This is a genomic window from Frankia sp. R43, assembly GCF_001306465.1.
Taxonomy (GTDB): domain Bacteria; phylum Actinomycetota; class Actinomycetes; order Frankiales; family Frankiaceae; genus Parafrankia; species Parafrankia irregularis.
The window spans coordinates 953,166-975,139 of sequence record NZ_LFCW01000002.1 but is presented as its reverse complement, the minus strand read 5'-3'; the positions used below and the strand labels follow the sequence as shown (position 1 = coordinate 975,139).

The window sequence follows — 21,974 nt, the reverse complement described above, 5'->3', positions numbered from 1 at the left end:
ACGTGCGGAAAGGTCGATGAGCGTGATCAGCATCAGCCCGGAACTGCCGACGATCTTCGATGCCGACAACCACTACTGGGAGACGAGCGACGCCTTCACCCGCCACCGTGACCCGAAGTACGCCGATCGCGGCGTGCTGGTGAAGGAGATCGACGGGCGGATGCGCTACGTCGTCGGTGACGAGCCGCATCCCTGGATTCCCGGCCCCGGTGACGTCAACCCGCGGCCGCGGCCCGGCGCGCTGTACGAGTACTTCGCCGGCCGGGGCGCCAAGGCCGACGTGGCGCACATGCTCACCTGCGAGCAGCCGGCCGATCATCCGGAGTGGTACAACCGGGACGCCCGCCTGCGGGTCATGGACGCGCAGGGCCTGGAGGCGATCTGGCTGTTCCCCTCCCAGGGCGTGTGCATGGAAGGCCCGATGCAGCCCGACATCGAGGCGGCGGTGGACATCTTCCGCGCCTTCAACCGCTGGCTGGACGACGACTGGGGCTTCGCCTACCAGAACCGGATCTTCGGCGTTCCCTACCTGACCCTGTCCGACCTGGGCGGCGCGATCCGGGAACTCGAATGGGCGATCGGGCGCGGCGCGCGCATTGTCACGATCCGGCCTGGGCCGGTCTTCACCGCCGACGGGACGAAGTCGCCCGCCGACCCGGTTTTCGACCCGTTCTGGGCACGTGTCGCCGAAGCCCGGCTGGTGGTGACGGCGCACGCCGGCTTCGACGAGGGGCATCGCGAGGTCGAGGACGCGATCGCGCACACCTGGGGCTATGCGAGCCGGCGGCGCGCCGGAAAGGTGTCGTCGCTCGCGTTCTACGAGCCATTCGTGGACGCCCTCATGCACGAGCGCCGCATTCACGACTTCCTGGCCGCGCTGGTCTGCCACGGCCTTTTCGAGCGGCATCCGGGTGTCCGCTTCGCCTCGATCGAGAACGGCGGCACCTGGGTTCCGTCGCTGCTGCGGGTCCTGCAGCGCCTGCACAGCCAGAACCCGGGCATGTTCTCCCGCAGCCCGGTGGACCAGTTCCACGAGAACGTGTGGGTCTCCCCGTTCGTCGAGGAGACGGTCGCCGAGCTGGCCCGGTCGGTGCCGGTGGAGCGAATCATCTTCGGGTCGGACTGGCCGCACGCCGAGGGCGTCGCCGAGCCGAAGGACTTCCTCGCCAACGTCACCGACTTCCCGGCCGCGGACCAGCGCAGGATCATGGCCGAGAACGCCCGGGAGCTGACCTTCGGATAGTGCCCATCCCTGCGGTCAGGCGCCTGCGTCCGGCGGCTCGGTACCGTCCGGAAGTTCCGTGCCGAGACCCGAATACGAGCTGTACGAGTTATACGAGCGCCGGGCCGTGTCTTCGACGTCCTTGCCTTGCACGGTCGTAGAGCGGGCCTTCCCCGAGCTGGCAGCCGTCGGCGGCGAGTCGGTGTTCCTGCCGCTCGCCGCGGACGGCGGGGGCGATCACGGTGAGACCACGCCGGATGGCGGCGCCTACCAGCGCGGACCGGATCGTGTCCGCCATCGTCGGGTCGCCTTCGCCACTGCCCCGGTTTCCGGCTCCCGCGCCGGCCGCCGCGTCGCCGGCGTCACGGTTGGCGGGTACCTCACCGTCCACGCTGGTGAGGGCCGCGTCGAGGCGGATGATGTCGATGGGCAGCAGACGCAGCAGACGCAGTGTGGCGGCGTCGCCGGCCGCTTCGGTGAGGGCGCACCGGACACCGCTGCGGCGCAGCTGGCCGAGCACGTTCCGGGCCGCGACGAGGTCACCGACCTCGGCCGCCGCGGCGCTGAACGCGGGAACGACCACGCGGGGCGGGAGCCCCCGCTCGGCGAGTGCCTCGAGGATCTCGGCGGCCAGCGACGGCTCGGCAGCACGGCCCGCGGAGATCGGGACGAGCACGGCGGGGCGGTCGACATCCGCATCCGCACCGTCATCCGCACCGGCGCAGCCGGCGTCCGCCGTGTCATGGCCGAGCTCCTCGCAACAACGCTGGAGCAGGAACGTGTCGATCGCCCGAGCGAGCCCGCCGCGGCCGGCCAGGCGGTACAGCCGACCGGCATCGACGCGGCCGATCTCCGGGTGGTTCCAGCATGGTCCGGCGTCGAAGGCGACGACGCGACCGTCCCTGAGGTCCACGACATCGCGGTAGACGACGTCCAGCGTCCCGTTGCCGGGCTCGCCGCGCAACGCCGCCGCGAGCTGACCACCGAGCTGTATCGGGGAGTCCGAGGAAGGCCTGCCGGCCCTCCTGACGACGAGCCCACCCCGCTTCGCACGTTTGGCCGCGTACATGGCGATGTCGGCATCCCGCAGCAGGCTGTCGGCCGTGACGGTTGTCGCCCCGCGGTCGCCCGTTCCGGGGGACAGCTCGCTGACGACGAGGCCGAGGCTGATCCCGACGGGGTAGCTGTGCTCCCCCAGGTGGAAGGGGGCCCGCATGATGTTCCCGAGCCGGCGGGCCACCGGCTCCGGATCACCACCCGCACCGCCGAGGACGACGGCGAACTCGTCTCCGCCGAGGCGGGCGACCGTGTCCGTGTCACGGGTCCCGTGCTGGAGCCGGCCGGCGACGACCTGCAGCAGCGCGTCGCCCACGGAGTGCCCGAGGCTGTCGTTGATCTGTTTGAAGTCGTCGATGTCGCAGTACAGCACCGCGAGTCGTCGGTGGTCGCGGACGTGGGCGGCGACGGCCTGTTCCAGCCGCACGGCGAACAGCGCCCGGTTCGCCACTCCGGTGAGGGGGTCGTGGAACGCCTGATGGTGCAGTTCGCGTCGGCTGGTGTCCACCAGGGAGAGCAGGCGGGCGTTCTCGCCGATCGTCGCCAGCTGCCGGCAGACGAGGAACACCAGCAGGCCGATCAGGCCGAAGAAGTCGAGCTCATCGGCCCGCGCGCCGGTGGCGAGCCGGGTGAGGGTGACCGCTCCGGCCGCGCCGAACGCGAGATACGGCAGGACGGCGCGCACGCTGAACACCCAGGCACCGGTCTGCGGGCTCGGCTCCGACGGCAGCGGTCCGGGCGGGGGCGGGACCAGCGCCGCACTGATCATGAGCAGCCAGGAGACGAGGTAGCCGAGGTGAACCGCCGCCGGCACCACTCCGTTTGTGGCCGCGGCCAGGTACAGGTAGACACCCATCGTCACCGACATGACGGCCATGCCCGCCGCGAGCAGTATCAGCGTCGGCAGCGAGCGGGGCCGGCGGGCCGTGGCCAGCAGTGCCGCCACCACGACGAGAACCAGTCCGATCGCGATGGAGCTGAAGACGATCGCCAGGGCCGGCCTGCTCAGCGTGGTTCGGTGGACGACCGGCGCCAGCAGCGTCGACCAGGCGACGAGTGCGCCGGAACCGACGATCAGCGCGCTGTCGAGCACGGTGATCACATACCAGTGCCGACCGTGCGGCCGCGGCAGGCTGCGCGGGCCCGCCCGGGCGAGCACCAGCTCGGACGGCAGGAGCAGCAGCCCGGCGAGCGCCGGCAGGTAGGCGAGCAGGAACGTGGCGTGCACAAGCTGGATCTCGTTGTAGACATCGGCGCCGTGGACGATGCCGTGCCAGGAGTTCGCCGACGCGATCAGGAAGCCGCCGAACGTGGTCAGGGCGACCAGCAGGCGCCATCGCCGGTCGTTCCCACCGGCGCGCCGCGCGGTGGACAGCAGCACCACGGTGGCCACCAGCGTCGCCGCCGTGCAGGCCATATCGACAGCCTGAAGATCATAAGGGGCCGGCAGTACGACAACGCAGATCGTGGCAAACAGGGCAAAAGCCCAGCAGGACCAGCACCCGAACGCCGCCGGCCACAGCCGGCGATCCCGCCCACCGGACTCATCCATCGGCATACGTCACATCCCCGATCGGCTCGCCCCGGCCGGACGACCGTCCGGATGCCGCATCGCCATAACACCGATCATCAGTATTCTAACCAACCGTGGCCAGATGAATCCTCACCGTGCCCATCGGGATGATCCGCCCGCAGGCATCCCATTCCGAGTCCAGGGAACCGCCCCGCCACCCGGGGGAAGCTTCGTTCGTCAGGGGTCCCTGCGGGCCGCGCGGGCGGTCAGGCCGGCGGAGAGCAGGTGCAGGCCGCGGGCGGTCGTCGGGTCGGCGCCGGTCAGCTCGGCGATCCGGCGCAGCCGGTAGTCGAGGGTGTTCGGGTGGATGTGCAGCGCCGTGGCCGCCTCCTGGCGGCGCAGGTCGAGGGCCAGGTACGTCCGCAGTGTGCGCTGAAGATCGGGCCTGCCCTCGAGGCCGTCGAGCAGGTGCTCGATCGCCGGCAGCGCGACGCCGGGCCGGGTGAGCTGGTACTCGACCAGCAGGTCGGCAAGCTGGAACAGGCCCGGGGTTCGTTCGAGCGCCCGGGCCAGCCGCAGCAGCTCGGTGGCCTGCTCGTGGGCTTCGGGCAATCGGGCCCGGCGATCCGCCGCCACGACCGACGCATCCACCGGCGCGCCGTCGAGCGCCTCGGTGGCCGCGGCAAGCAGGGCCGGTATCCGGTCGATGACGGCGGCGGTGTCGTCGTCATCGACCGGGAGCAGGGCCGTCGCGCCGCGGCCGTCGTCGTCCACGGCAACCGGGACCGCCGGCCCGAAGCAGGTACCGAACGCCTCGTGGAGCCGCCGGGCGTAGCGGCCCGTCCGGTCCGGGGTGCCGGGCTGGCGCGCACGGAGCACCGCCACGACGTGGGCGGCGCCGAGCACGACCCCCGCACGGTCGGCGAGGACCTCCGCGGGCGCGCCGGCGAGCAGTGCTCCCACCAGCTCGCGCAGCAGCTCACGCTGGGCGGCGTGACCGGTGTTCGTGGCGGCGACGGCGCCGACGCCGGGGATGAGCATGGGCAGGAAGCGCTGGAGGAACACGGCGACGGCGATCACGTCGTCCTCCTCGCCGGGGCCGGCGAGCCGGGCGACCTCCTCCAGGGTGATCCGCGCGCCGATGTGGTGCGCCATCAGCATGGCCTCGGACGCCACCTCGTCCGGCGCGGACAGCGCCACCGACGGCTTCAGCAGGGCGAGCTCCGCGGAGGTCGGCAGGCGGTCCTCGCGCAGGCAGCGGGCGAACAGCTCCACTCCGGCGAAGGCGAGCCCGGACAGCTCACCGTGCCCCAGCTCCGGGACGACCTGCGCGGGCGGCAGTTCCGCGATCACGGCGGAGACCATCCGGCCGGCGATCACGCCGAGCGAGCGGTCGAGCCGGTCACAGATCGAGCGCGGCGGCTGCGGCTGCGGCCGCACCGGCTGCGGGCCCGGCTCGGCCGGCGGGCTCGCGTCGCCGTTGTGAGATCTCACAACAAACCCCTACGTCGTTTCGGGCTGACATGCACTGCGATCCAGGTCACATTTGTCGAGACTCAGGCTGCGCTCACACCGCGTCGGCGGTGGATGAGGATCGGAGGAGACACGTGTACCTGGGATCGGTCGCCCGCGATGTGCCAGACAAGATCGCCTACCTGGTCATCGACGGAACTGAGGCCGGCCAGGTGCGGGAGTCGGTCACCTACCGCGAGCTCGACGAGCGTTCCAACCGGCTCGCCCAGCTGTGGTGGAGCCGCGGGCTGCGACCCGGCGACGTGGTCGCCGTCTGCATGGAGAACAACGCCCGCTACCTCGAGGTGGTCTGGGCGGCGCAGCGCTCCGGCCTGTTGTACACCGCCGCCAACTACCGGCTGACTCCCGATGAGCTGGCCTACATGGTGGACGACAGCGGGGCCAGGGCCCTGGTCGTCTCCGCCGCCACCGAGCAGTCGGCGCTCACGCTGCTCGACCGCACGCCATCGGTGCGCGTCCGACTGGCGGTCGGCGCCGACCTGCCCGGCCACGAGCGCTACGAGGAGGCCGTCGCGGCCTTCCCTGCGCGTCCGCTCGACACCGAGCTGGAGGGCGGGGACATGCTCTACAGCTCGGGGACGACCGGGCGTCCGAAGGGCATCCGGTCGGCTATCGCCGAGCCGGCGCCGATCGGTGAGGGCGGGCCGTTGCCCGCGCTGCTGCGGCAGCTCTACGGGTTCGGGCCGGACACGGTCTACCTGTCGCCGGCACCGCTTTACCACGCGGCCCCGCTGCGGTATTGCGTGACCGCGACCCGGCTCGGCGGCACCGTCGTCGTGATGGAGCGGTTCGACCCCGCGGCGTTCCTCGGCGCGGTCAGCGAGTACCGGGCCACCCACGCCCAGGTGGTGCCGACGATGTTCGTGCGGCTGCTGAAGATGCCCGAGGAGCAGCGCCTCGCCTACGACATCTCCAGCCTGCGGTATGTGATCCATGCGGCGGCGCCGTGCCCGCGCCAGGTCAAGCAGGCCGTCCTCGACTGGCTGGGGCCGATCGTCCACGAGTACTACGCGGGTTCGGAAGGCAACTGTTATGTGGCCTGCTCACCGCAGGACTGGCTGGCGCATCCCGGTTCGGTCGGCCGGGCGCTGCTCGGTGTCCCGCACATCACCGACGACGACGGCGTCGAGCTCGGCCCCGGCCAGATCGGCACGGTCTGGTTCTCCGGGGGTCCCGAGTTCAGCTACCACCATGATCCGGTGAAGACCGCCGAGTCGCACGACGCCCGCGGCTGGTCGACCCTCGGCGACATCGGCTATCTGGACGAGGAGGGCTTCCTCTACCTCACCGACCGCAGGTCCTACACGATCATCACCGGTGGGGTGAACGTCTACCCGCAGGAGATCGAGGATCTGCTGGTGGGGCATCCGGACGTCCTCGACGCCGCCGTCTTCGGCGTGCCCGACCCGGATCTGGGCCAGCGCGTGCAGGCCGTCGTGCAGCCCGTGCCCGCCGTCGTCGAGAGCATCACCGGAGCCGCCACCGCGGGTCCCGCCGCGGCCATCACCGACACCGCCATCGCAGCGGCGCAGGACGAGCTGGTCGACGAGCTGATGCGCTACTGCCGTGAGCACCTCGTCGGCCCGAAGCGGCCGAGGGACATCGATATCGTGACCGAGCTGCCCCGGCATCCCACCGGCAAGCTCTACAAGCGGCTACTTGTAGACCAGTACAGCAAGAACAGCCAGGCCAGCCAGTAGGACCAGGCCGGCCACCAGCCAGCTCCGACCCGGGAGGAATGCGCCGCGATGACAGTGGCCGCCGGTTCGACGCCGCTACGCACGGTCGACGACGTCGACCTGTCCGACATGTCCTTCTGGGTCCGGCCGCGGGCCGAGATCGACGCCGCGTTCGCCCTGCTGCGGGCCGAACGCCCGCTGCCGTTCTACCCGGAGCCGGTCTTCGCCAACGGCGCCATCCCCTCGGGCGCCGGCTACTACGCCGTCACCCGCCACGCCGACATCGCACGGATCAGCGCCGAGCCGGGGATCTTCTCGTCGGCGCAGGGCGCCACGACCATCGTCGACCTGCCGGCGGAGTTCCTGGAGTTCTTCGGCGGAATGATCAACCTGGACGCACCCCGGCACCACCGGCTACGCCGCATCGTCTCCCGGGCGTTCACGCCGCGCATCATCGCGCAGACCGAGGCCGACATCGCCGCGATCGCCCGCACCGTCGTCGACGACCTGGTCGCGGGCGGTCCGGGCGAGTTCGTCGAGCGGGTCGCCGCCCGGCTCCCGCTGGAGGTCATCTGCCGGATGATGGGCCTGCCGCGAGAGCGCTACGCCGACGTCTTCCGCTGCACGAACGTGATCCTCGGCTCCGCCGACGCGGACTACGTACCCGAGGGCACCGACATCGTCGCCGCCCTGCTCGGCGCGGGTGCTGAGCTCGCCGCGCTGCTGCAGGAGACCGCGACGGCGCGGCGGGCGAACCCGACGGATGACCTCACGACCGCGCTCGCCCTCGCCGAGGTCGACGGCGAGCGGCTGGACAACGGCGAGATCGCCTCGTTCTTCATCCTGCTGCTGGTCGCCGGCAACGAGACCACGCGCACCGCGATCAGCCACGCGCTGCTCGCGTTGACGGCGTTCCCGGCCCAGCGGGAGATCTGGCAACGTGACATCGACGGGACGACCGCGACCGCCGTCGAGGAGATCGTGCGCTGGGCGAGCCCGGTGCGCTGGATGCGCCGCACCGTCACCCGCGAGGTGGACGTCGCCGGTCAGCGGCTGGCGGCCGGCGACAAGGTGCTGCTGTTCTACTCGTCGGCGAACCGCGACGAGTCCGTGTTCACCGGCCCCGACCGCTTCGACGTCCGCCGCGACCCCAACCCGCATCTGGGGTTCGGCGGCCACGGCCCGCACTTCTGCCTCGGCGCCCACCTGGCCCGCCGCGAGATCTCGGTGATCTGGCGCGAGCTGTTCGCCCGCATCCCGGACATCCACGCGGTCGGCGAACCCGAATGGCTGGCCAGCAGTTTCATCAACGGCGTCAAGCGCCTGAACTGCGACTTCACCGCCCACTGAGCCCGTCCTTCGCGCATTCAGGTGCAGGGCCGGCGCCCCGGACCCGCCGAGGCCTCGCCATCGGCAGCCCACCGGCGGCTCATCGCTGGTAGGTACGCAGCTGCGTGCGGAGCTCGTCGTACCAGGCGTACGGCCCACGCTGGCCTTCCCGCGGTGGTGTGCCCAGGGCGTCGACCAGGTCCGTCACCCCGTAGGTGACGCGGTACGCCGCCAACGACGCGGCCGTGTCCAGCCAGCCACCGCCTTTCAGCCCGGATGGCGGGCCGTAGCCGAGGGCGATGGTCAGCCACTTCGGCAGCAGGGCCGACTCGTTGACCGCCGCGACGACCCGCCGCCGGAGCAGCTGACACAGCCGGGCACGGGCCTCATCCCCGCCAGTGATCGCGGGGCCGTGCACGGCCTGCTGGTCGTCGTCCGCGGCGATGAGGGCGGAGGCCGACGCCGCCTCCTGCCTGACCTGCTCGAGTTGTCGCGCAAGAGTGTCCGCGTCAAGAACGGCCTGGCGGAAGGCGTCCGCCGCCTCGCCGTGTGGAGCGCCGCCCAGCGGCACGTCGGCGAGGACGGCGCTGTGCCTGACCGCTTCGGACCGCCGCCGAACGTACTGGTCGCCGAGACTTCGATGGCGCTCGACGACCTGGACGTGGTGGGCCCGGTCGGATTCGGCCAACACCGCGGCCCGCGCCTCGTCGCCCCGTCGGATTATCCCGATGAGGTTCCTGGTGAAATGGTCGGAGTCATCGAGATCGGCCACGGGGGCCCCGTCCGTCGACCGCACGGCCTGCTCGATGAAGTCCACTCGGAGCTTCAGGTCCTCCGTATCATTCCGTGCCACGACCAGCGCCGCCGAAATCTTCTCGAATTCTTCCCGGAGGCCGACCAGGCCGGCCGTCACCTCCTCCAGGCGGCCATCGTCCAGCAGCTCAACCCGCCGTTTGACGTCATCATACTTCTTCGTCGCCTTACGAAGATCGGCTCTGAGAGTGCGAACCTCCCTTTCCAGATCGTCGAAATCCGACTGGCTGGGGTGGGGCGGGTCCTGCTCGGTTGCCATGGCGCTCCCTTTCATGGAGCCGGCAGCGGGGCCGGCGTTCTCACCGCGCCGGCTCAGCCGGACAGCAGGACACCGAGGACCGCCAGGACGACGATGACCGCACACCAGCCGGGGAGAGCGCCGAAGGCGACCAGAACCGCCGCCGCGGCGCTGGTGGCGAGGGCCACGGCTCGCAGGAGGCGACGGTCCTGTCCGGTACGTGGCCGGCGCGACTCGGCACCGAGGTTCACAAGGGCCAGCAGCCCGGGGACGCCTATCAGGAGCCACCATCGGCTGACCCAGCCGGCCGCGGCCGAGACGAGCACGAGCGCCGCGACACCAGCGGTCACCGCACTGACCATCCGGATTGTTCTGACGGCCGCCAGTCGCCGCCGTTCCTCGGCTGCCTTCTCCGCCCGATCCTTGCTGTCCAGCAACTCGACGGTGGTCCGCAGGAGACCGTTCACCGCCTCCTGGTACTCCACACCTTGCCGGGGTTTCTCTCCCAGTGCGCGGTGCTGCGCGCGCAGACGCTGCTGGATCTCCTCGGCCTCGCTCAGGTCGACGTCCACAGGGACTCCGTTTCCAACGTTCGTTCCACCGCAGGCCACCGAAGGAGAAGGAGAGCAAGAAGAGACAAGCAAGGCAACATAGTAGGGCCGTGGTGGCGAAGGATCGGCTGCTATGCGATTTCCCGCCGCCCGTTTCCGGAGCGGACCTCAAGCCCACCGAACAGCGGAGTCGAATCCCAGGGCCCTCACGGTCGGGGCGCTGCCTGTTCCCCGGGACAATGCTGCTCACCGGAGCGGTGCGGCTCCGCGGACTGCCGCTGCCACTCGCGCGGGGTGACGCCGTACAGGCGGCGGAAGCGGCGGGTGAAATGGGTGGGGTCGCTGAAGCCCCAGCGGCTGGCGACCATCGCGATGGTGCGGTGCCGGTGCTCCGGGCGGCGTAGTTCCTCGCGGGCGCCCCGCAGCCGCTCACCGATGATCCACTGTTCGAGGCTGACGTCGGCCTGGGCGCAGATCTTGTACAGGTGGCGCACGGAGATGTTGTGGGCGGCCGCGATCACGGCCGGCCGCAGGTCGGGGTCGACGAGATGCCGGCGGCAGTAGGCCCGGATCTGGGTGAGCAGCGTTTCGTCGAGCACGTCACGGGCGCGCGGCTCGGCGTGCGCGGCGGACGCCAGCAGGGCGCGGGCCAGCTCGATGCTTCCCCGCCCGAGCAGGTGCGCGGCCGGGTCGACGCTCAGGCTCGGCGCCTCCCGGACCAGGTGGGCGACATGGTCGGTCATCAGGCCGTACAGCGGGCTGTCGCGCAGGTTGACCGCCGCGCGACGGATCACGTCGATCGGGAGCCCGACCTGCTCGAACGGGATCTGGATGCAGCCGGCCGCGCCGTCACCGGACCAGGAGAAGTCGTACGGCGACGACAGGTCGGCCATCATCAGCGCGCCGGGCGGCACGGTCTGCTGGTGCCCGAGCTGCTCATGGCGGCCGTCGGCGCGCAGCTGGACGGACAGCGCGACCACCGGCGCGGCGTCCTGCCTGGCCTGCTTCGCCGTACGGAGCAGGCGCAGCCCGGAGGAGCGGGCGACGAACACGTTCGCCGCCCCGAGATCCCAGACCTCGAGGCGGGTGCGCACGTCACCGCCCGGGTTCTCGTGGATCACGTGCGACGGGACGGACGCCTCCATCATCGCCGCGTGGACGGCGTCGATCCGCTCCCCCGGCGGCAGGTCCGCCGTGTCCAGCACGAATCCCATCCGCTCCGCCCTGTGTACTCCGCTCCGCCCTGTGTACTCTGCTTCGCCCTGTGTGCACGGTGAGCCGACAACGGTGCACGCACAGCCCTGCTGTCGGCGCACCACCCCCCTAACGTTCCTTCCGGAGTCTTATCAGGAGGTAGCGGTGCTGCGTGGGCGGGTTGAGGAACGTACACGCCTGGAGGGGCTGGTCGCGTCCGTGCGTGACGGGCTCAGCGGCGTTCTCCTGCTCCAGGGGGACGCCGGCATCGGCAAGACCGCCCTGCTGGAACACACCGCCGAGGCCGCCGCGGGCGCGGGCGTGCAGGTCGTCCGGGTCGCCGGCGTGGAGTCCGAGTCCGGTTTCGCCTTCGCCGCGCTGCACCGGCTGCTGCTCCCGTTCCTAGGAGCGCCACGCGGCCTGCCGCCGGCACAGGAGCAGGCGGTGCGGGTGGCGTGCGGGCTGGCCGAAGGGCCGGCGCCCGACCGCTTCCTGGTCGGGCTCGCGACGCTGACGCTGCTCGCGGAGGTCGCCGCCACCAGGCCTGTGCTGTGCTGCGTGGACGACGCCCAGTGGATCGACGCCGAGTCGCTCGGCGTGCTCGCGTTCGTCGGGCGCCGGCTGCACGCCGACGGCATAGGCCTGCTGCTCGCGGTGCGGGGGCGCTGTGACGGGCTCGCCGGAATTCCGGTCCAGCCCGTCACCGGCCTGGACGAGCAACACGCGCTGGAGCTGCTCCGTTCGACCGTGGCGGGGAAGCTGGACGCCCGGGTCGGGGCCCGCATCGTGGCCGCGACCGGCGGCAACCCGCTGGCCCTCACCGACCTGGGGCAGGAGCTGACCAGCGCCCAGCTGGCCGGTGGGGTGTCGCTGCCGGAGCCGCTGCCCGTCGGGAGCCGGCTGGAGGAGCACTACCTGCGACAGGTGGCGGCGCTGCCGGAGCCCACGGGGACCTGGTTGTTGCTGGCGGCGGCGGAGCCGGCCGGCGACCTCGACTATCTCCGCGACGCGGCCGCGCGGCTCGGGGTCGGGCCGGACGCGACCGGCCCCGCCGAGGCGGCGCGGCTGGTGGCGGTGCGGGCAGCCGTCGAGTTCCGCCATCCGCTGGTGCGGTCCGCGGTGTACGGCGGTGCCACCAGTGTCGCGCGGCGCCGTGCGCATGCCGCGCTGGCCGAGGCGACGTCCCGACCCGCCGACGCCGACCGGCGGGCCTGGCACCTGGCAGCCGCCTGCGCCGGTACCGACGCCGATGTCGCCGCCGAGCTGGAGCGGGTGGCCGACCATGCCGGCGCGCGCGGCGGGTACGCGGCCCGGGCCACCTACCTCGCCCGGGCCGCCGAACTCACACTGGAGACGTCGGGCCGCGCCGAGCGGCGACTGGCCGCCGCCGAGGCCGCCTTCCTCGCCGGCGCCCCGCTGCAGGCGCAGGCGCTGCTGGACTCCGTCGAGGAGTCGGCGACGGATGACGTCGGCCGTGGGAGGGCGCTGGTGGTCAGTGCCGGAGCGCTGCTCACGCTGGGCGCCGAGGGGGCGTTCGCCCGGGCGCCGGCGTTGGCACTGCGGGCGGCATCAGCGTTCGGCCCGGACGCGCCGGAACGGGCCCGGGACGCGCTGCTGAAGGCCGTCGAGTACACGAACGGCGCGGAGGGCCTGCTGCTCGACATCACCCACGCTGACATCGCGCGGGTGATCCGGGAGATCCTGGGCATCACCGACGACGGCGACGGCGACGCCACGCCGGGCAACACCGGCACCGGTGACGGCACCGGTGGCGCGAGGCTGGCGACCGGGCCCGACCTGCTCCTGCGTGCCTTCGACGTGCTCGCCCTCGACGGGTACGTGGCCGCCGTCCCCCACCTGCGACGCGCCTGCGAGGTGCTGGTCGGCCCGTCCACCTCCGACGAGGACTACCTGCGCGGCTACCTGTCGGCGGTCTGGATGAGCATGATGATCTGGGACGAGCCGTTGCACACCGCGGTGATCCGCCGGGCCGTCGAGGTCTCCCGGCGCGCCGGCGCGCTGTGGCAGCTGGACACCGCCCTGTACTGCGCGGTGATGCATGAGACCAATCTCGGCGACTTCGCGGCCGCTGACACGCTGATGGCCGACGGCAACCAGGTCCGCGCGGCGATGGGCGCCACGGATGAGGTGTGGGCGATCTACCGCCACCCGGAGCTGCTGGCGTGGCGGGCCGGCGGGGACGATCTGACCAAGGTCCTGGACGATTCGATGCGCGCCGCGACCTGGCTCGGCAACGGTGCCGTCGAGTCGATCGCCCGGATCGGGCGGGTGATCCTCGCGCTCGGTGGCGGCGACTATGCGTGGGCCCGCACCGAGGCACACCATCTGATCGCCTCCGATACTCGCGGTGTGCACTCGCGGGTCCTGCCGAACCTGGTCGAGGCCGCGGTGCGCAGCGGCGACCGGGTGCTCGCGACCGCGACGCTGCGCACGCTGTCCGAGCGTGCGACGGCGGCCGGCGGCTCGTGGGCGCTCGGCCTGCTGGCACGCTGCCAGGCCGTGCTCGCCCCCGACGACCGCGCCGAGCCGCTCTACCGGCAGGCGATCACCCTGCTCTCCGCCAGCCGCGCCCGCACGGACCTCGCCCGTGCTCACCTCCTCTACGGCGAGTGGCTGCGCCGCCGCAGGCGTCGCCGGGACGCCCGCGACCAGCTGCGTGCGGCGTTGGTGATGTTCGAGGAGATCGGCGCGGCCGGATTCGCCGCCCGGGCCGCGCAGGAGATCGCCGCGACCGGCGAGACCTGCCGCCCCCGGAGCCCGGAAACGGTCACCGGCCTGACCGTTCAGGAGCTCGCCGTCTCCCGGCTGGCCGCCACCGGTGCGACGAACACCGAGATCGCGGCCCAGTTGTTCATCAGCGCCAACACCGTGGACTACCACCTGCGCAAGGTCTTCCGGAAGCTCGGTGTGACGTCCCGCCGCCAGCTCGGGCCCGTGCTCGCCGCCGAGCTGGGCCGGCACCCCGACGACGCCGCCAACCCCGCCAACACCGACAACACCGACAACGCCGACAACGCGGCCGACGCCGGGTCGGGCCCGAACCACACGCGGGGGACGGCCCGGCTTTCGTGACTACGTGTTTCGCGGGATTCGGCGGCCGTGCGCCCGGCCCCACGATGGTGCGGACCGGAGTTCGGCACTCTCCCCCTGGGAGCGCTTCCATGCCGTTCGTCAGTACCGCTGATGGCACGCAGATCTACTACAAGGACTGGGGCGAAGGCCGGCCAGTCGTGCTCAGCCACGGCTGGCCGCTCAACTCCGACAGTTGGGAGGCGCAGCAGCTCCACCTCGCCGAGCACGGCTACCGGGCCATCGCGCACGACCGCCGCGGGCACGGCCGTTCCACCCAGACCTGGGGCGGCAACGAGATGAACACCTACGCCGACGACCTGGCCGCCCTGATCGAGGCCCTCGACCTGCGGGACGTCACGCTGGTCGGGTTCTCCACCGGCGGCGGGGAGGTCGCCCGGTACATCGGCCGCCACGGCACGGCCAGGGTCGCCCAGGCGGTGCTGGTCTCCGCCGTGCCGCCGCTGATGCTGCGCACCGACGACAACCCGGGCGGCCTGGCCGTGGATGTCTTCGACGCGATCCGCGCCGGTTCGCTCGCCGACCGGTCGCAGCTGTACCGGGACCTCGCCGACGGCCCGTTCTTCGGCCTCAACCGGCCCGGGGCGAGCGTCTCCCAGGGCGTCCGCGACGCGTTCTGGCGCCAGGGCCTGCAGTCCGGGCACCGCAACGCCTACGAGTCGATCGCGGCCTTCTCCGCCACCGACTTCCGTCCCGATCTCGACGCGTTCGACATCCCGACCCTCGTCATCCACGGCGACGACGACCAGGTCGTGCCGTTCGAGGTCGGCGGCCAGGCCTCCGCCACGCGGATCCGGGACGCGGCGCTCGTCGTGTACCCGGACGCACCGCACGGCATCACCGACACCCACAAGCAGCAGCTCTGCGACGACCTGCTGGCCTTCCTCGACAAACACAAGGAGTCTCAGTGACCGCACCGGACACGATCGTCCTCGTCCACGGCTTCTGGGTGACGCCCCGCAGCTGGGAGAACTGGATCAGCTACTACGAGGCGAAGGGCTTCCGGGTGATCGCCCCCGGCTACCCGGGCTTCGAGGTCGAGGTGGAGGCGCTGCGGGCCGACCCGCAGATCATCGTGGATGTCACCGTTCCCGCGATCATCGAGAAGATCGGGGGGATCATCGACGGCCTCGACCGCAAGCCGATCATCATGGGCCACTCGGCCGGCGGCGCGTTCACCCAGATCCTGCTCGACCGCGGCTACGGCGCGGCCGGCGTCGCGCTCAACTCGGCGCCCACCGAGGGCGTCAAGGTCGTACCGCTGTCCCAGGTGAAGTCCACGTTCCCGGTGCTCAAGAGCCCGGCCAACCGGCACAAGGCCGTCGGGCTCTCGCTCGAGCAGTGGACGTACGCGTTCACGAACACGTTCACCGCCGAGGAGGCCGAGGCCCTCTACGAGCGCTACCACATCCCCGCCAACGGCGGGATCCTGTGGGGCAGCGTCCTGGCGAACTTCCAGCCCGGCCACCAGGACACCTGGGTGAACTACCACAACGACGACCGTGCGCCGCTGCTGTTCATCTCCGGCAGCGAGGATCACATCATGCCGCCGGCGATCCAGCAGTCGAACGCCAAGCACTACAAGTCGAACACCATCACCGAGATCAAGCAGTACGAGGGGTACGCGCATCTGCTGCCCGCGCAGAAGGGCTGGGAGGAGATCGCCGACTACGCCCTCGACTGGGCGCTGCGGCACGCACAGTGATGAGCTCCGCCCCGCACACCGTCCGCGTCACCCACATCGGCGGGCCGACCACGCTGCTGGAGTTCGCGGGCTGGCGGCTGCTGACCGACCCGACGTTCGACCCGGCCGGGCGCAGGTACGCGTTCGGCTGGGGCACCTCGTCGCGCAAGCTCGCCGGCCCGGCCATCCCGGCCGGCGAGCTCGGGCCCATCGACGCGGTGCTGCTCACCCACGACCACCACGGCGACAACCTGGACGAGGCCGGCCGCGCACTGCTGCCCTCCGCGGGCACGGTCATCACCACGGTGCCCGGGGCGGCCCGGCTCGGCGCCGGCGCCCGGGGGCTGAGCCCCTGGCAGTCGACCACGCTGGAGGCTCCGGGGCGGCCGTCCATCGAGGTCACCGCCACCCCGTGCCGGCACGGGCCGCCGCTGAGCCATCCGATCGTCGGGGACGTCGTCGGCTTCGCCCTGCGCTGGGACGGGCAGCGGCACGGCGTGCTGTGGATCTCCGGGGACACCGTGCTCTACGGCGGTGTCCGCCACGTCGCCGAGCGGCTGACCGTCGGGCTCACGCTGCTGCACCTGGGCGGTGTGCGCTTCCCGGTCACCGGCCCGCTGCGCTACACGATGACCGCCCGCGACGCGGTCGACCTGCTCGGCGCCGTCCGGCCGCACACCGCCGTGCCGGTGCACTACGAGGGGTGGCAGCACTTCCAGCAGTCCCGAGCCACCATCGAACGCGAGTTCGCGGACGCCCCGCCCGACGTCCGCGACCGCATCCGCTGGCTGCCCCTGGGATCACCCACCGACCTGGAAACCTGACCTCGCGGCCGTTTCCGCGTGGGCGCGCCGTAAGGAGGCCGGCCACGGCGGGGTTGTGTTCTCAGGTGACGCCCATGCGGTAGGCGAGTCCGCGTAGGTCGCGGCCGCCGGCCGCGCTGCGGGCCCGCTGCAGCATGACGGCGACGGTCTCGCGGACGAGCGGGCTGGTTCTGATCTGCTCGGGCGCGAGTTTCTCGGCTTCGCGGAACATGGCGAGGGCCTCCTGGTCCTTTCCGCGGGTCTGCGCGAGGCCGCGGCCGAGATCGGCGTAGAAATGCGCGCGGCGGCGGCGCGACGGCAGAACGGTCGGGTCGACTCCCTGCGCCAGTTCCGCGGCCTTGCCGCCGTCGCCTCGTTCGACGGCGATGCTCACCTGCCAGACGGCGACATTTGTCGGCCCGAAATGCAGGCGGAAGGCGCTGGTCTCCCCGGTGCGCCGGGCGATGTCCGCGGCCTCGGCGATATGGGCGTCGATGTCGCGGGGGTCGCTGCCGGGGGCGGCGGCCAATGCCGCGGTCAGGTGAAGAATGCCGTAGACGGGCATGACGTCCGGGTGGTCGAGACTGGCGGCGGCGGTGTCCGCCGCGTGCTGCGCCACCCGGCGCGCACGGTCGCGGGCCCCGGCGGTGAGCAGGCCGTTCGCGCGGGAGAACTCACCGAGCGCGGCCCATTCCGGGCTTTCCAGCAGCTGCGTCCCCTGCACGCAACGTTCCGCGGCGATCCACGCGAGGTCGACATAGCCGAGGTCCTTGGCCAGGACGAACGCGGCGCGGTAGACCTCGACGAGGGTGGCGATGGCCGCCCGGGAGCCCGGCCCGTGCGGGTCGGCGGCGTGGCTGTGGAGCCCTTCGATCAGCTCCGGCAGGCGCGGGGCGTAGCTGGCGTGCTCCGATGCCTGCCAGGCGACACCGACCTCGGCGGCGATCCGCTGGAGTTCGGCGACGGGTCGGGCGGGCCGCTCCGGCCGCTCGTGAAAGGCCGTGCCCAGGATGGCGATGCGAAGGGCGGGAATCGCCGCCAGGGACTGGGCCTGGGCCGGGTTCGTCGGCGCGTACGGCTGGCCGGTCAGGTCCGTGATCGACACCTGCAGGGCGGCGGCCACCGTTTCGAGGTGTGATCGGCGGTCCATGCGGCGCTGGCCGTTCTCCACCATCGACAGGAAGCCCTTGGACAGTCCGGTGAGCCCCGAGAGGGTCTCCAGGCTCATTCCGCGGTAGCGCCGGCAGGACCGTATGCGTATGCCGATTGTCGGCAGATCCGATCCGTCGTTCATGACAGCGTCTCCCGGTCTCACGGAGCGCGGGCAGGTGCCGCCAGCCTATCCCGCCCGATGAGACACCCCGCATTCACGGCGGTGAACGCCACACGACCCGTCCGGCCAAATCGGTTCGCAGGTGTGAACGTTTGGTTACGCGCGAAACATAGCCTGTCCCACGACATGACTCCGCTCGCGATCGCCAGCGGCGCTGACGGATTCGGGAGGTGGCTATGAGGGATGGGGACAGCACGGACATCGACGCTGACGACGAATGGATGTGGAATAACGACGACTGGTTCACGCCCTGGCCCTGGCTGCCCGGAGAATTCCGGTGGCTGGATTACCCGTGGGCCGGGAGTTCCGTCGCCGGATTACCGGACGCCGCGCTGCGGGGCATGGCCGCGTCCGGCGCCGGAGATGATCATGACCCGGCGGGCGGATCCACGGCGGAGACGACCCCGTCGACGGCTACGGCGGCCACCCGCTGGGAGTTCGAGTCCGGTGGGCTTCGGGCCCTGTGGCCGGAGCCGTCCGACAGCCTGATCGTCGGCCTGCTGCCTGCGTCGATCCAGGCGGGCGGGGAGGCACAGGAGATGCTGCTGTGCGACCTGATCCGGGTCGACGCGGATGTGATGGTCGGGGCGAGCATCGGCGTGGCGCAACTGGCCACCGTGGGCCTGGTTGTGCTGCATCGCCGCTTCACATCCCTGATGCAGACGCGGGTGGCGTGGGCGGTGGGTGTCCGGCTGCGCCACGAACGGCTCGCGGCCGGCACGCTGCCCCGGATCGTGATGGCGGGGTCACTTCCCAGCGACGACATGATCCCGGACGGAGTGACGTTCTCGGCGCATCGGGTACACCTGCGCGACCACGGAGTCATCTCACCGGTGGAGGTGTGGGAGGCGAACTTTCCCCCGCTGGTCACCGACGGGGAGAACACTGTCCGCCGGGCGCCGCGGGGCCTATCCTGACTCGTCTGTCCAGGGCGCCTGCGCGCGTTCGAGGAACGTCGGTTCGGCGGCGGCGTCGTCGTCCAACGCCAGCAGCATCGGCAGGTAGACCTTTCCTGCCTGGTCCGGGGCGGCCTCCTCGACCGTGCCGACGGGGCGGAAGCCGTGGCGCAGGTACACGCCGACGGCGGCCGGGTTCGTCGGCACCACCCACAGGCGCACACCGACCGCGCCGACCTCCCGCGCCCACCCCAGCGCGGCGCCGAGCAGCAGGTCGGCCGCCCCGGTGCCGCGCACGGCCGGCGCCACCCACATCGCGGCGAGCTCGCGGAACTCCGGCGCGTGCGACGGACGATGCACGTCGACCATGCCGACGAGCTGCCCCAGGGCGCCTTCGGGCCGGCCCGGGGTGTGTTCCAGCAGGAAGGTGGCGTGCGCGTCGCCGGTGGCGTTGCGGGCCGCGCGGGCCTGCCAGTCGGCGAAGGGCCGGGCGCCTTCACCGGCCAGGGTCTGCCAGAACGAGTCGGGTGCGTCGGCGAGCGCCGCGAGTCGCACCTCGCGCAGCCGCTCGGCGTCGGCAGCCTCGATGCGGCGCACGTTCACCCTGACGATGCTATTCAGGCACAGCGGCGCGCCCTCCGCCAGACCAGCTCGGACCAGGGCAGACCAGGGCCGGTGACGCCCGCTCAGGGCAGCCGGGTGACCGCGATCTCCCCCAGTGCGCGCGCCGTTCCCGGCTTCGCTCCGGCGCCGACGGTCACATAGAGGTACACCCCTCCCTTGACCGCGTAGAAGTCCTGGATGTTCCCGCCGCTGGTGTAGGTGAATGCCTTGTAACCGCCCCCGGAAACATCCTCTGCCGGCTGGAGCTTCGGGTGATCGCGCATTCTCTGGTATTTCTGGCCGGCATTGTCTCGGGTGGCCCAGACCTGCACCCAGCCCCTGGCTGAACCATACGGGCAGCCGATGACCTCCGGGGCGCCCTCGCTGGGGAAGGGCTGGCCTTCGGTGAACTCCACGCCGACCGCGCGAGTGACTTCCTCCGGTGTCAGCAGCTCACAGGTCGCCAGCGGCGCCGGTGCGGCATCACACGCCACCGCGCCCACCAGGAAAGCAACAGCAAGCCCGGCGGCCACACGTGGTCTGGACAGCACCTGTCATTCGACCATGGCTCTTCGCGCGCCTCGTTTGATCTGTCACGGAGGCGACAGAATCCACCGACGCGGGTTCATCCGCCACCCTGGCCCAGAGGGAATCCGAGCGAATCAGGCCGTGCCAGCCGAAGGTGCGACCGCTCTTCGCGGCCGGCGGTCCGGCCACTGCCACGGACGCTCCTGTCGCAGCTCCCGGCACTGATCCCGGCACCGCCGTTGACGATCAGTAGGCGGCATCGCTTGCCTGTGGGCACAACCAGGGCACAGGATTTCAAAGGCGGTGCCTCCCGCGCCCGCGCGGGGGAGGAGCCACTGATGCCGAGCGTGGGCGATCCGGCGGCACGCCGGCGAGTGCTGCTGACCTGCCTCACCGCGATGTTCGCGACGACGTTCACCGCGACACTGCTCACCGTCTCCCTGCGCACCGTCGCCGAGGACCTCGGCTCCAGCGTCGGGGTGATCTCCTGGTCGGTGACAGGCGCGTTGTTCGCCCTGGCGGTGGCGATGCCGATTCTCGGCCGGATCGGCGACATCCGCGGGCATCGCCGCACCTTCCTCACCGGCACGGCGTTCGCCGTCGTCTTCTCCGCCGCCACCGCGCTGGCGTGGGACGCGACGTCCCTGATCACGTTCCGGATCCTGGCGCAGCTCGCCGGGTCGGCGACGATTCCGGCGTCGTTCGCGATGCTGTTCAACGTCTTCCCGCCGCAGGAACGGGTGCGGCCGTCCGCGTGGGCCTCCGGGGTGCTCTCCGGCGCGTCGGTCACCGGCCTCGCCGTCGGCGGTGTGATCATCGATTCGATCGGTTGGCGTGCGGTGTTCTTCCTGCAGGCCGGCATCGCGATCGTTCCGCTGGTCGCCGCCGTCCGGGTGCTGCCCCGGGATCACGGCGAGAGCCGGGCCGCGCTGGACAAGGCGGGTGCCGCGGTCCTCGCTCTGGCGGTGTTCACGCTCACCTTCGGGGTGAACCGCGCGGCGGCGTGGGGGCCGAAGCCGATCGTCTGCGTGCTGCTGGCCGCGGCACCCGGACTGTTCTGGCTGCTTGTCGTGGTCGAGCGACGCAGCGCCGAGCCGGTCGTCCCGCTGGAGCTGCTGGCGGCCCGGGACGTCCGTGCCGCCGGAGGGACGTCGTTCCTGCTCTGCGCCGCGCACCTGGGGAACTTCCTGGTGACGCCGCTGCTGCTGCAGGGCGTCTTCGGGCTGTCGGTGTCGCTCACCTCGGTCGTGACGATGTGCCGCACCCTGTCGATCGCGCTTGCCGCTCCGTCCGCGAGCTGGCTCGGAACGAAGTTCGGGCCCCGGCTGCTGGCCGCTCTCGCCAGCTGTGTGTATGTCGTCGCGCTGCTCATCCTGGCCTTCGGCGCCCGGGCGGACCTGCTGTGGCTGGTCATCGTGGGGCTGATCGTGAGCGGTCTGGCTTTCGGGCACGCGCAGCCGCCACTGATCGTCATCGCCAGCAACGCCGTCGCCGACGGAAGCTTCGGGCTGGTCACCTCGCTACAGCAGACCGCGGGCCAGATCGGCGGTGTCGTCGGCACCAGCCTGCTCTCCGCCGTGGTCGCGGACACGCTGGAACCGGGCCCCTTCGCCGTCAGCTACCTGATCGCCGCCGCGTTCGCCGTGCTCGCCGCCGCCACCGTGCTCCTGAGCACGCGACGCTCCCCCGCCACGGCCGGCCTCACTCCGGTGGGCACCGTGCCGGCCCTCGACCCGGATGTGACGCCGGCTCCACGCTGAGACTTCACGCTGAGGCTCCGCGCCGGGTTCCACGCTGAGAGCGCGTGCCGAGATCGGGTGCTGAGGGCCGTCGAGTGGCACGGCCTCCAGGCCACTCAGTCTGGTTCCGGACCCCGCAGCTACCCTGC

At 71.7% G+C, this 21,974-nt stretch carries 17 protein-coding genes; 9 read left to right on the top strand and 8 right to left on the bottom strand.

The window, feature by feature from the left end; translation table 11 throughout:
- Positions 1-16 precede the first annotated feature (16 nt).
- Positions 17-1,243: an amidohydrolase family protein gene (locus tag ACG83_RS12085; RefSeq protein ID WP_054566206.1), complete on the top strand. Its 1,227-nt coding sequence runs from the start codon at positions 17-19 to the stop codon at positions 1,241-1,243.
- An 88-nt stretch (positions 1,244-1,331) separates the two neighbouring features.
- On the opposite strand, the gene ACG83_RS12080 is transcribed toward ACG83_RS12085, so the two are convergent.
- The gene (locus ACG83_RS12080) at positions 1,332-3,695 is read right to left on the bottom strand and encodes a diguanylate cyclase domain-containing protein (RefSeq protein ID WP_054566205.1); all 2,364 of its coding nucleotides are present in this window, start codon (positions 3,693-3,695) and stop codon (positions 1,332-1,334) included.
- Between the two features lie 333 nt (positions 3,696-4,028).
- Positions 4,029-5,285 carry a CdaR family transcriptional regulator gene (locus ACG83_RS12075; protein ID WP_054566204.1) on the bottom strand — a complete coding sequence of 419 codons (1,257 nt, stop codon included), beginning with the start codon at positions 5,283-5,285 and terminating at the stop codon, positions 4,029-4,031.
- Between the two features lie 113 nt (positions 5,286-5,398).
- On the opposite strand from ACG83_RS12075, the gene ACG83_RS12070 reads away from it, so the two are divergent.
- Both ACG83_RS12070 and ACG83_RS12065 read left to right on the top strand, forming a co-directional pair.
- Positions 5,399-7,024 (top strand): AMP-binding protein, encoded by a 1,626-nt coding sequence (locus ACG83_RS12070; RefSeq protein ID WP_054566203.1) that lies wholly within the window; start codon positions 5,399-5,401, stop codon positions 7,022-7,024.
- Positions 7,025-7,072: 48 nt separating this feature from the next.
- Positions 7,073-8,353 (top strand): cytochrome P450, encoded by a 1,281-nt coding sequence (locus tag ACG83_RS12065; protein ID WP_054566202.1) that lies wholly within the window; start codon positions 7,073-7,075, stop codon positions 8,351-8,353.
- Between the two features lie 79 nt (positions 8,354-8,432).
- Here the strand turns inward: ACG83_RS12065 and ACG83_RS42200 are convergent, their stop codons facing one another.
- The 3 genes from ACG83_RS42200 to ACG83_RS12050 form a co-directional block, all read right to left on the bottom strand.
- On the bottom strand, positions 8,433-9,404 hold the full coding sequence (locus ACG83_RS42200) for a hypothetical protein (RefSeq protein WP_054566201.1): 972 nt from the start codon (positions 9,402-9,404) through the stop codon (positions 8,433-8,435).
- 53 nt (positions 9,405-9,457) lie between these two features.
- Positions 9,458-9,955: a hypothetical protein gene (locus ACG83_RS12055; protein WP_054566200.1), complete on the bottom strand. Its 498-nt coding sequence runs from the start codon at positions 9,953-9,955 to the stop codon at positions 9,458-9,460.
- A gap of 185 nt (positions 9,956-10,140) precedes the next feature.
- Positions 10,141-11,148, bottom strand: a complete 1,008-nt coding sequence (locus tag ACG83_RS12050) for a helix-turn-helix domain-containing protein (protein ID WP_054566199.1) — start codon at positions 11,146-11,148, stop codon at positions 10,141-10,143.
- Positions 11,149-11,293: 145 nt separating this feature from the next.
- Between ACG83_RS12050 and ACG83_RS12045 the strand changes: the two genes are divergently transcribed.
- The 4 genes from ACG83_RS12045 to ACG83_RS12030 all read left to right on the top strand — a co-directional run bounded on the left by ACG83_RS12045 (position 11,294) and on the right by ACG83_RS12030 (position 16,747).
- On the top strand, positions 11,294-14,221 hold the full coding sequence (locus ACG83_RS12045) for a LuxR family transcriptional regulator (RefSeq protein ID WP_235497835.1): 2,928 nt from the start codon (positions 11,294-11,296) through the stop codon (positions 14,219-14,221).
- A gap of 89 nt (positions 14,222-14,310) precedes the next feature.
- Complete coding sequence (locus ACG83_RS12040; RefSeq protein WP_054566198.1) at positions 14,311-15,150, top strand: alpha/beta fold hydrolase; 840 nt, start codon at positions 14,311-14,313, stop codon at positions 15,148-15,150.
- Positions 15,147-15,944 carry an alpha/beta hydrolase gene (locus ACG83_RS12035; protein WP_054566197.1) on the top strand — a complete coding sequence of 266 codons (798 nt, stop codon included), beginning with the start codon at positions 15,147-15,149 and terminating at the stop codon, positions 15,942-15,944. Before ACG83_RS12040 ends, ACG83_RS12035 begins: the two co-directional genes overlap by 4 nt.
- Positions 15,944-16,747, top strand: a complete 804-nt coding sequence (locus ACG83_RS12030) for an MBL fold metallo-hydrolase (RefSeq protein ID WP_054566196.1) — start codon at positions 15,944-15,946, stop codon at positions 16,745-16,747. Before ACG83_RS12035 ends, ACG83_RS12030 begins: the two co-directional genes overlap by 1 nt.
- Before the next feature lie 61 nt (positions 16,748-16,808).
- On the opposite strand, the gene ACG83_RS12025 is transcribed toward ACG83_RS12030, so the two are convergent.
- On the bottom strand, positions 16,809-18,020 hold the full coding sequence (locus ACG83_RS12025; protein ID WP_063793041.1) for a helix-turn-helix domain-containing protein: 1,212 nt from the start codon (positions 18,018-18,020) through the stop codon (positions 16,809-16,811).
- Positions 18,021-18,235: 215 nt separating this feature from the next.
- On the opposite strand from ACG83_RS12025, the gene ACG83_RS12020 reads away from it, so the two are divergent.
- On the top strand, positions 18,236-18,976 hold the full coding sequence (locus ACG83_RS12020; RefSeq protein ID WP_200931305.1) for a hypothetical protein: 741 nt from the start codon (positions 18,236-18,238) through the stop codon (positions 18,974-18,976).
- Here the strand turns inward: ACG83_RS12020 and ACG83_RS12015 are convergent.
- Together ACG83_RS12015 and ACG83_RS12010 are read right to left on the bottom strand one after the other, a co-directional pair.
- Complete coding sequence (locus ACG83_RS12015) at positions 18,968-19,552, bottom strand: GNAT family N-acetyltransferase (protein WP_083473229.1); 585 nt, start codon at positions 19,550-19,552, stop codon at positions 18,968-18,970. The genes ACG83_RS12020 and ACG83_RS12015 overlap by 9 nt on opposite strands.
- An 89-nt stretch (positions 19,553-19,641) precedes the next feature.
- Entirely contained in the window at positions 19,642-20,091 is a 450-nt protein-coding gene (locus tag ACG83_RS12010; RefSeq protein WP_054566193.1) for a hypothetical protein, read from the bottom strand.
- A gap of 333 nt (positions 20,092-20,424) precedes the next feature.
- On the opposite strand from ACG83_RS12010, the gene ACG83_RS12005 reads away from it, so the two are divergent.
- Entirely contained in the window at positions 20,425-21,846 is a 1,422-nt protein-coding gene (locus ACG83_RS12005) for an MFS transporter (RefSeq protein WP_054566192.1), read from the top strand.
- Positions 21,847-21,974 lie beyond the last annotated feature (128 nt).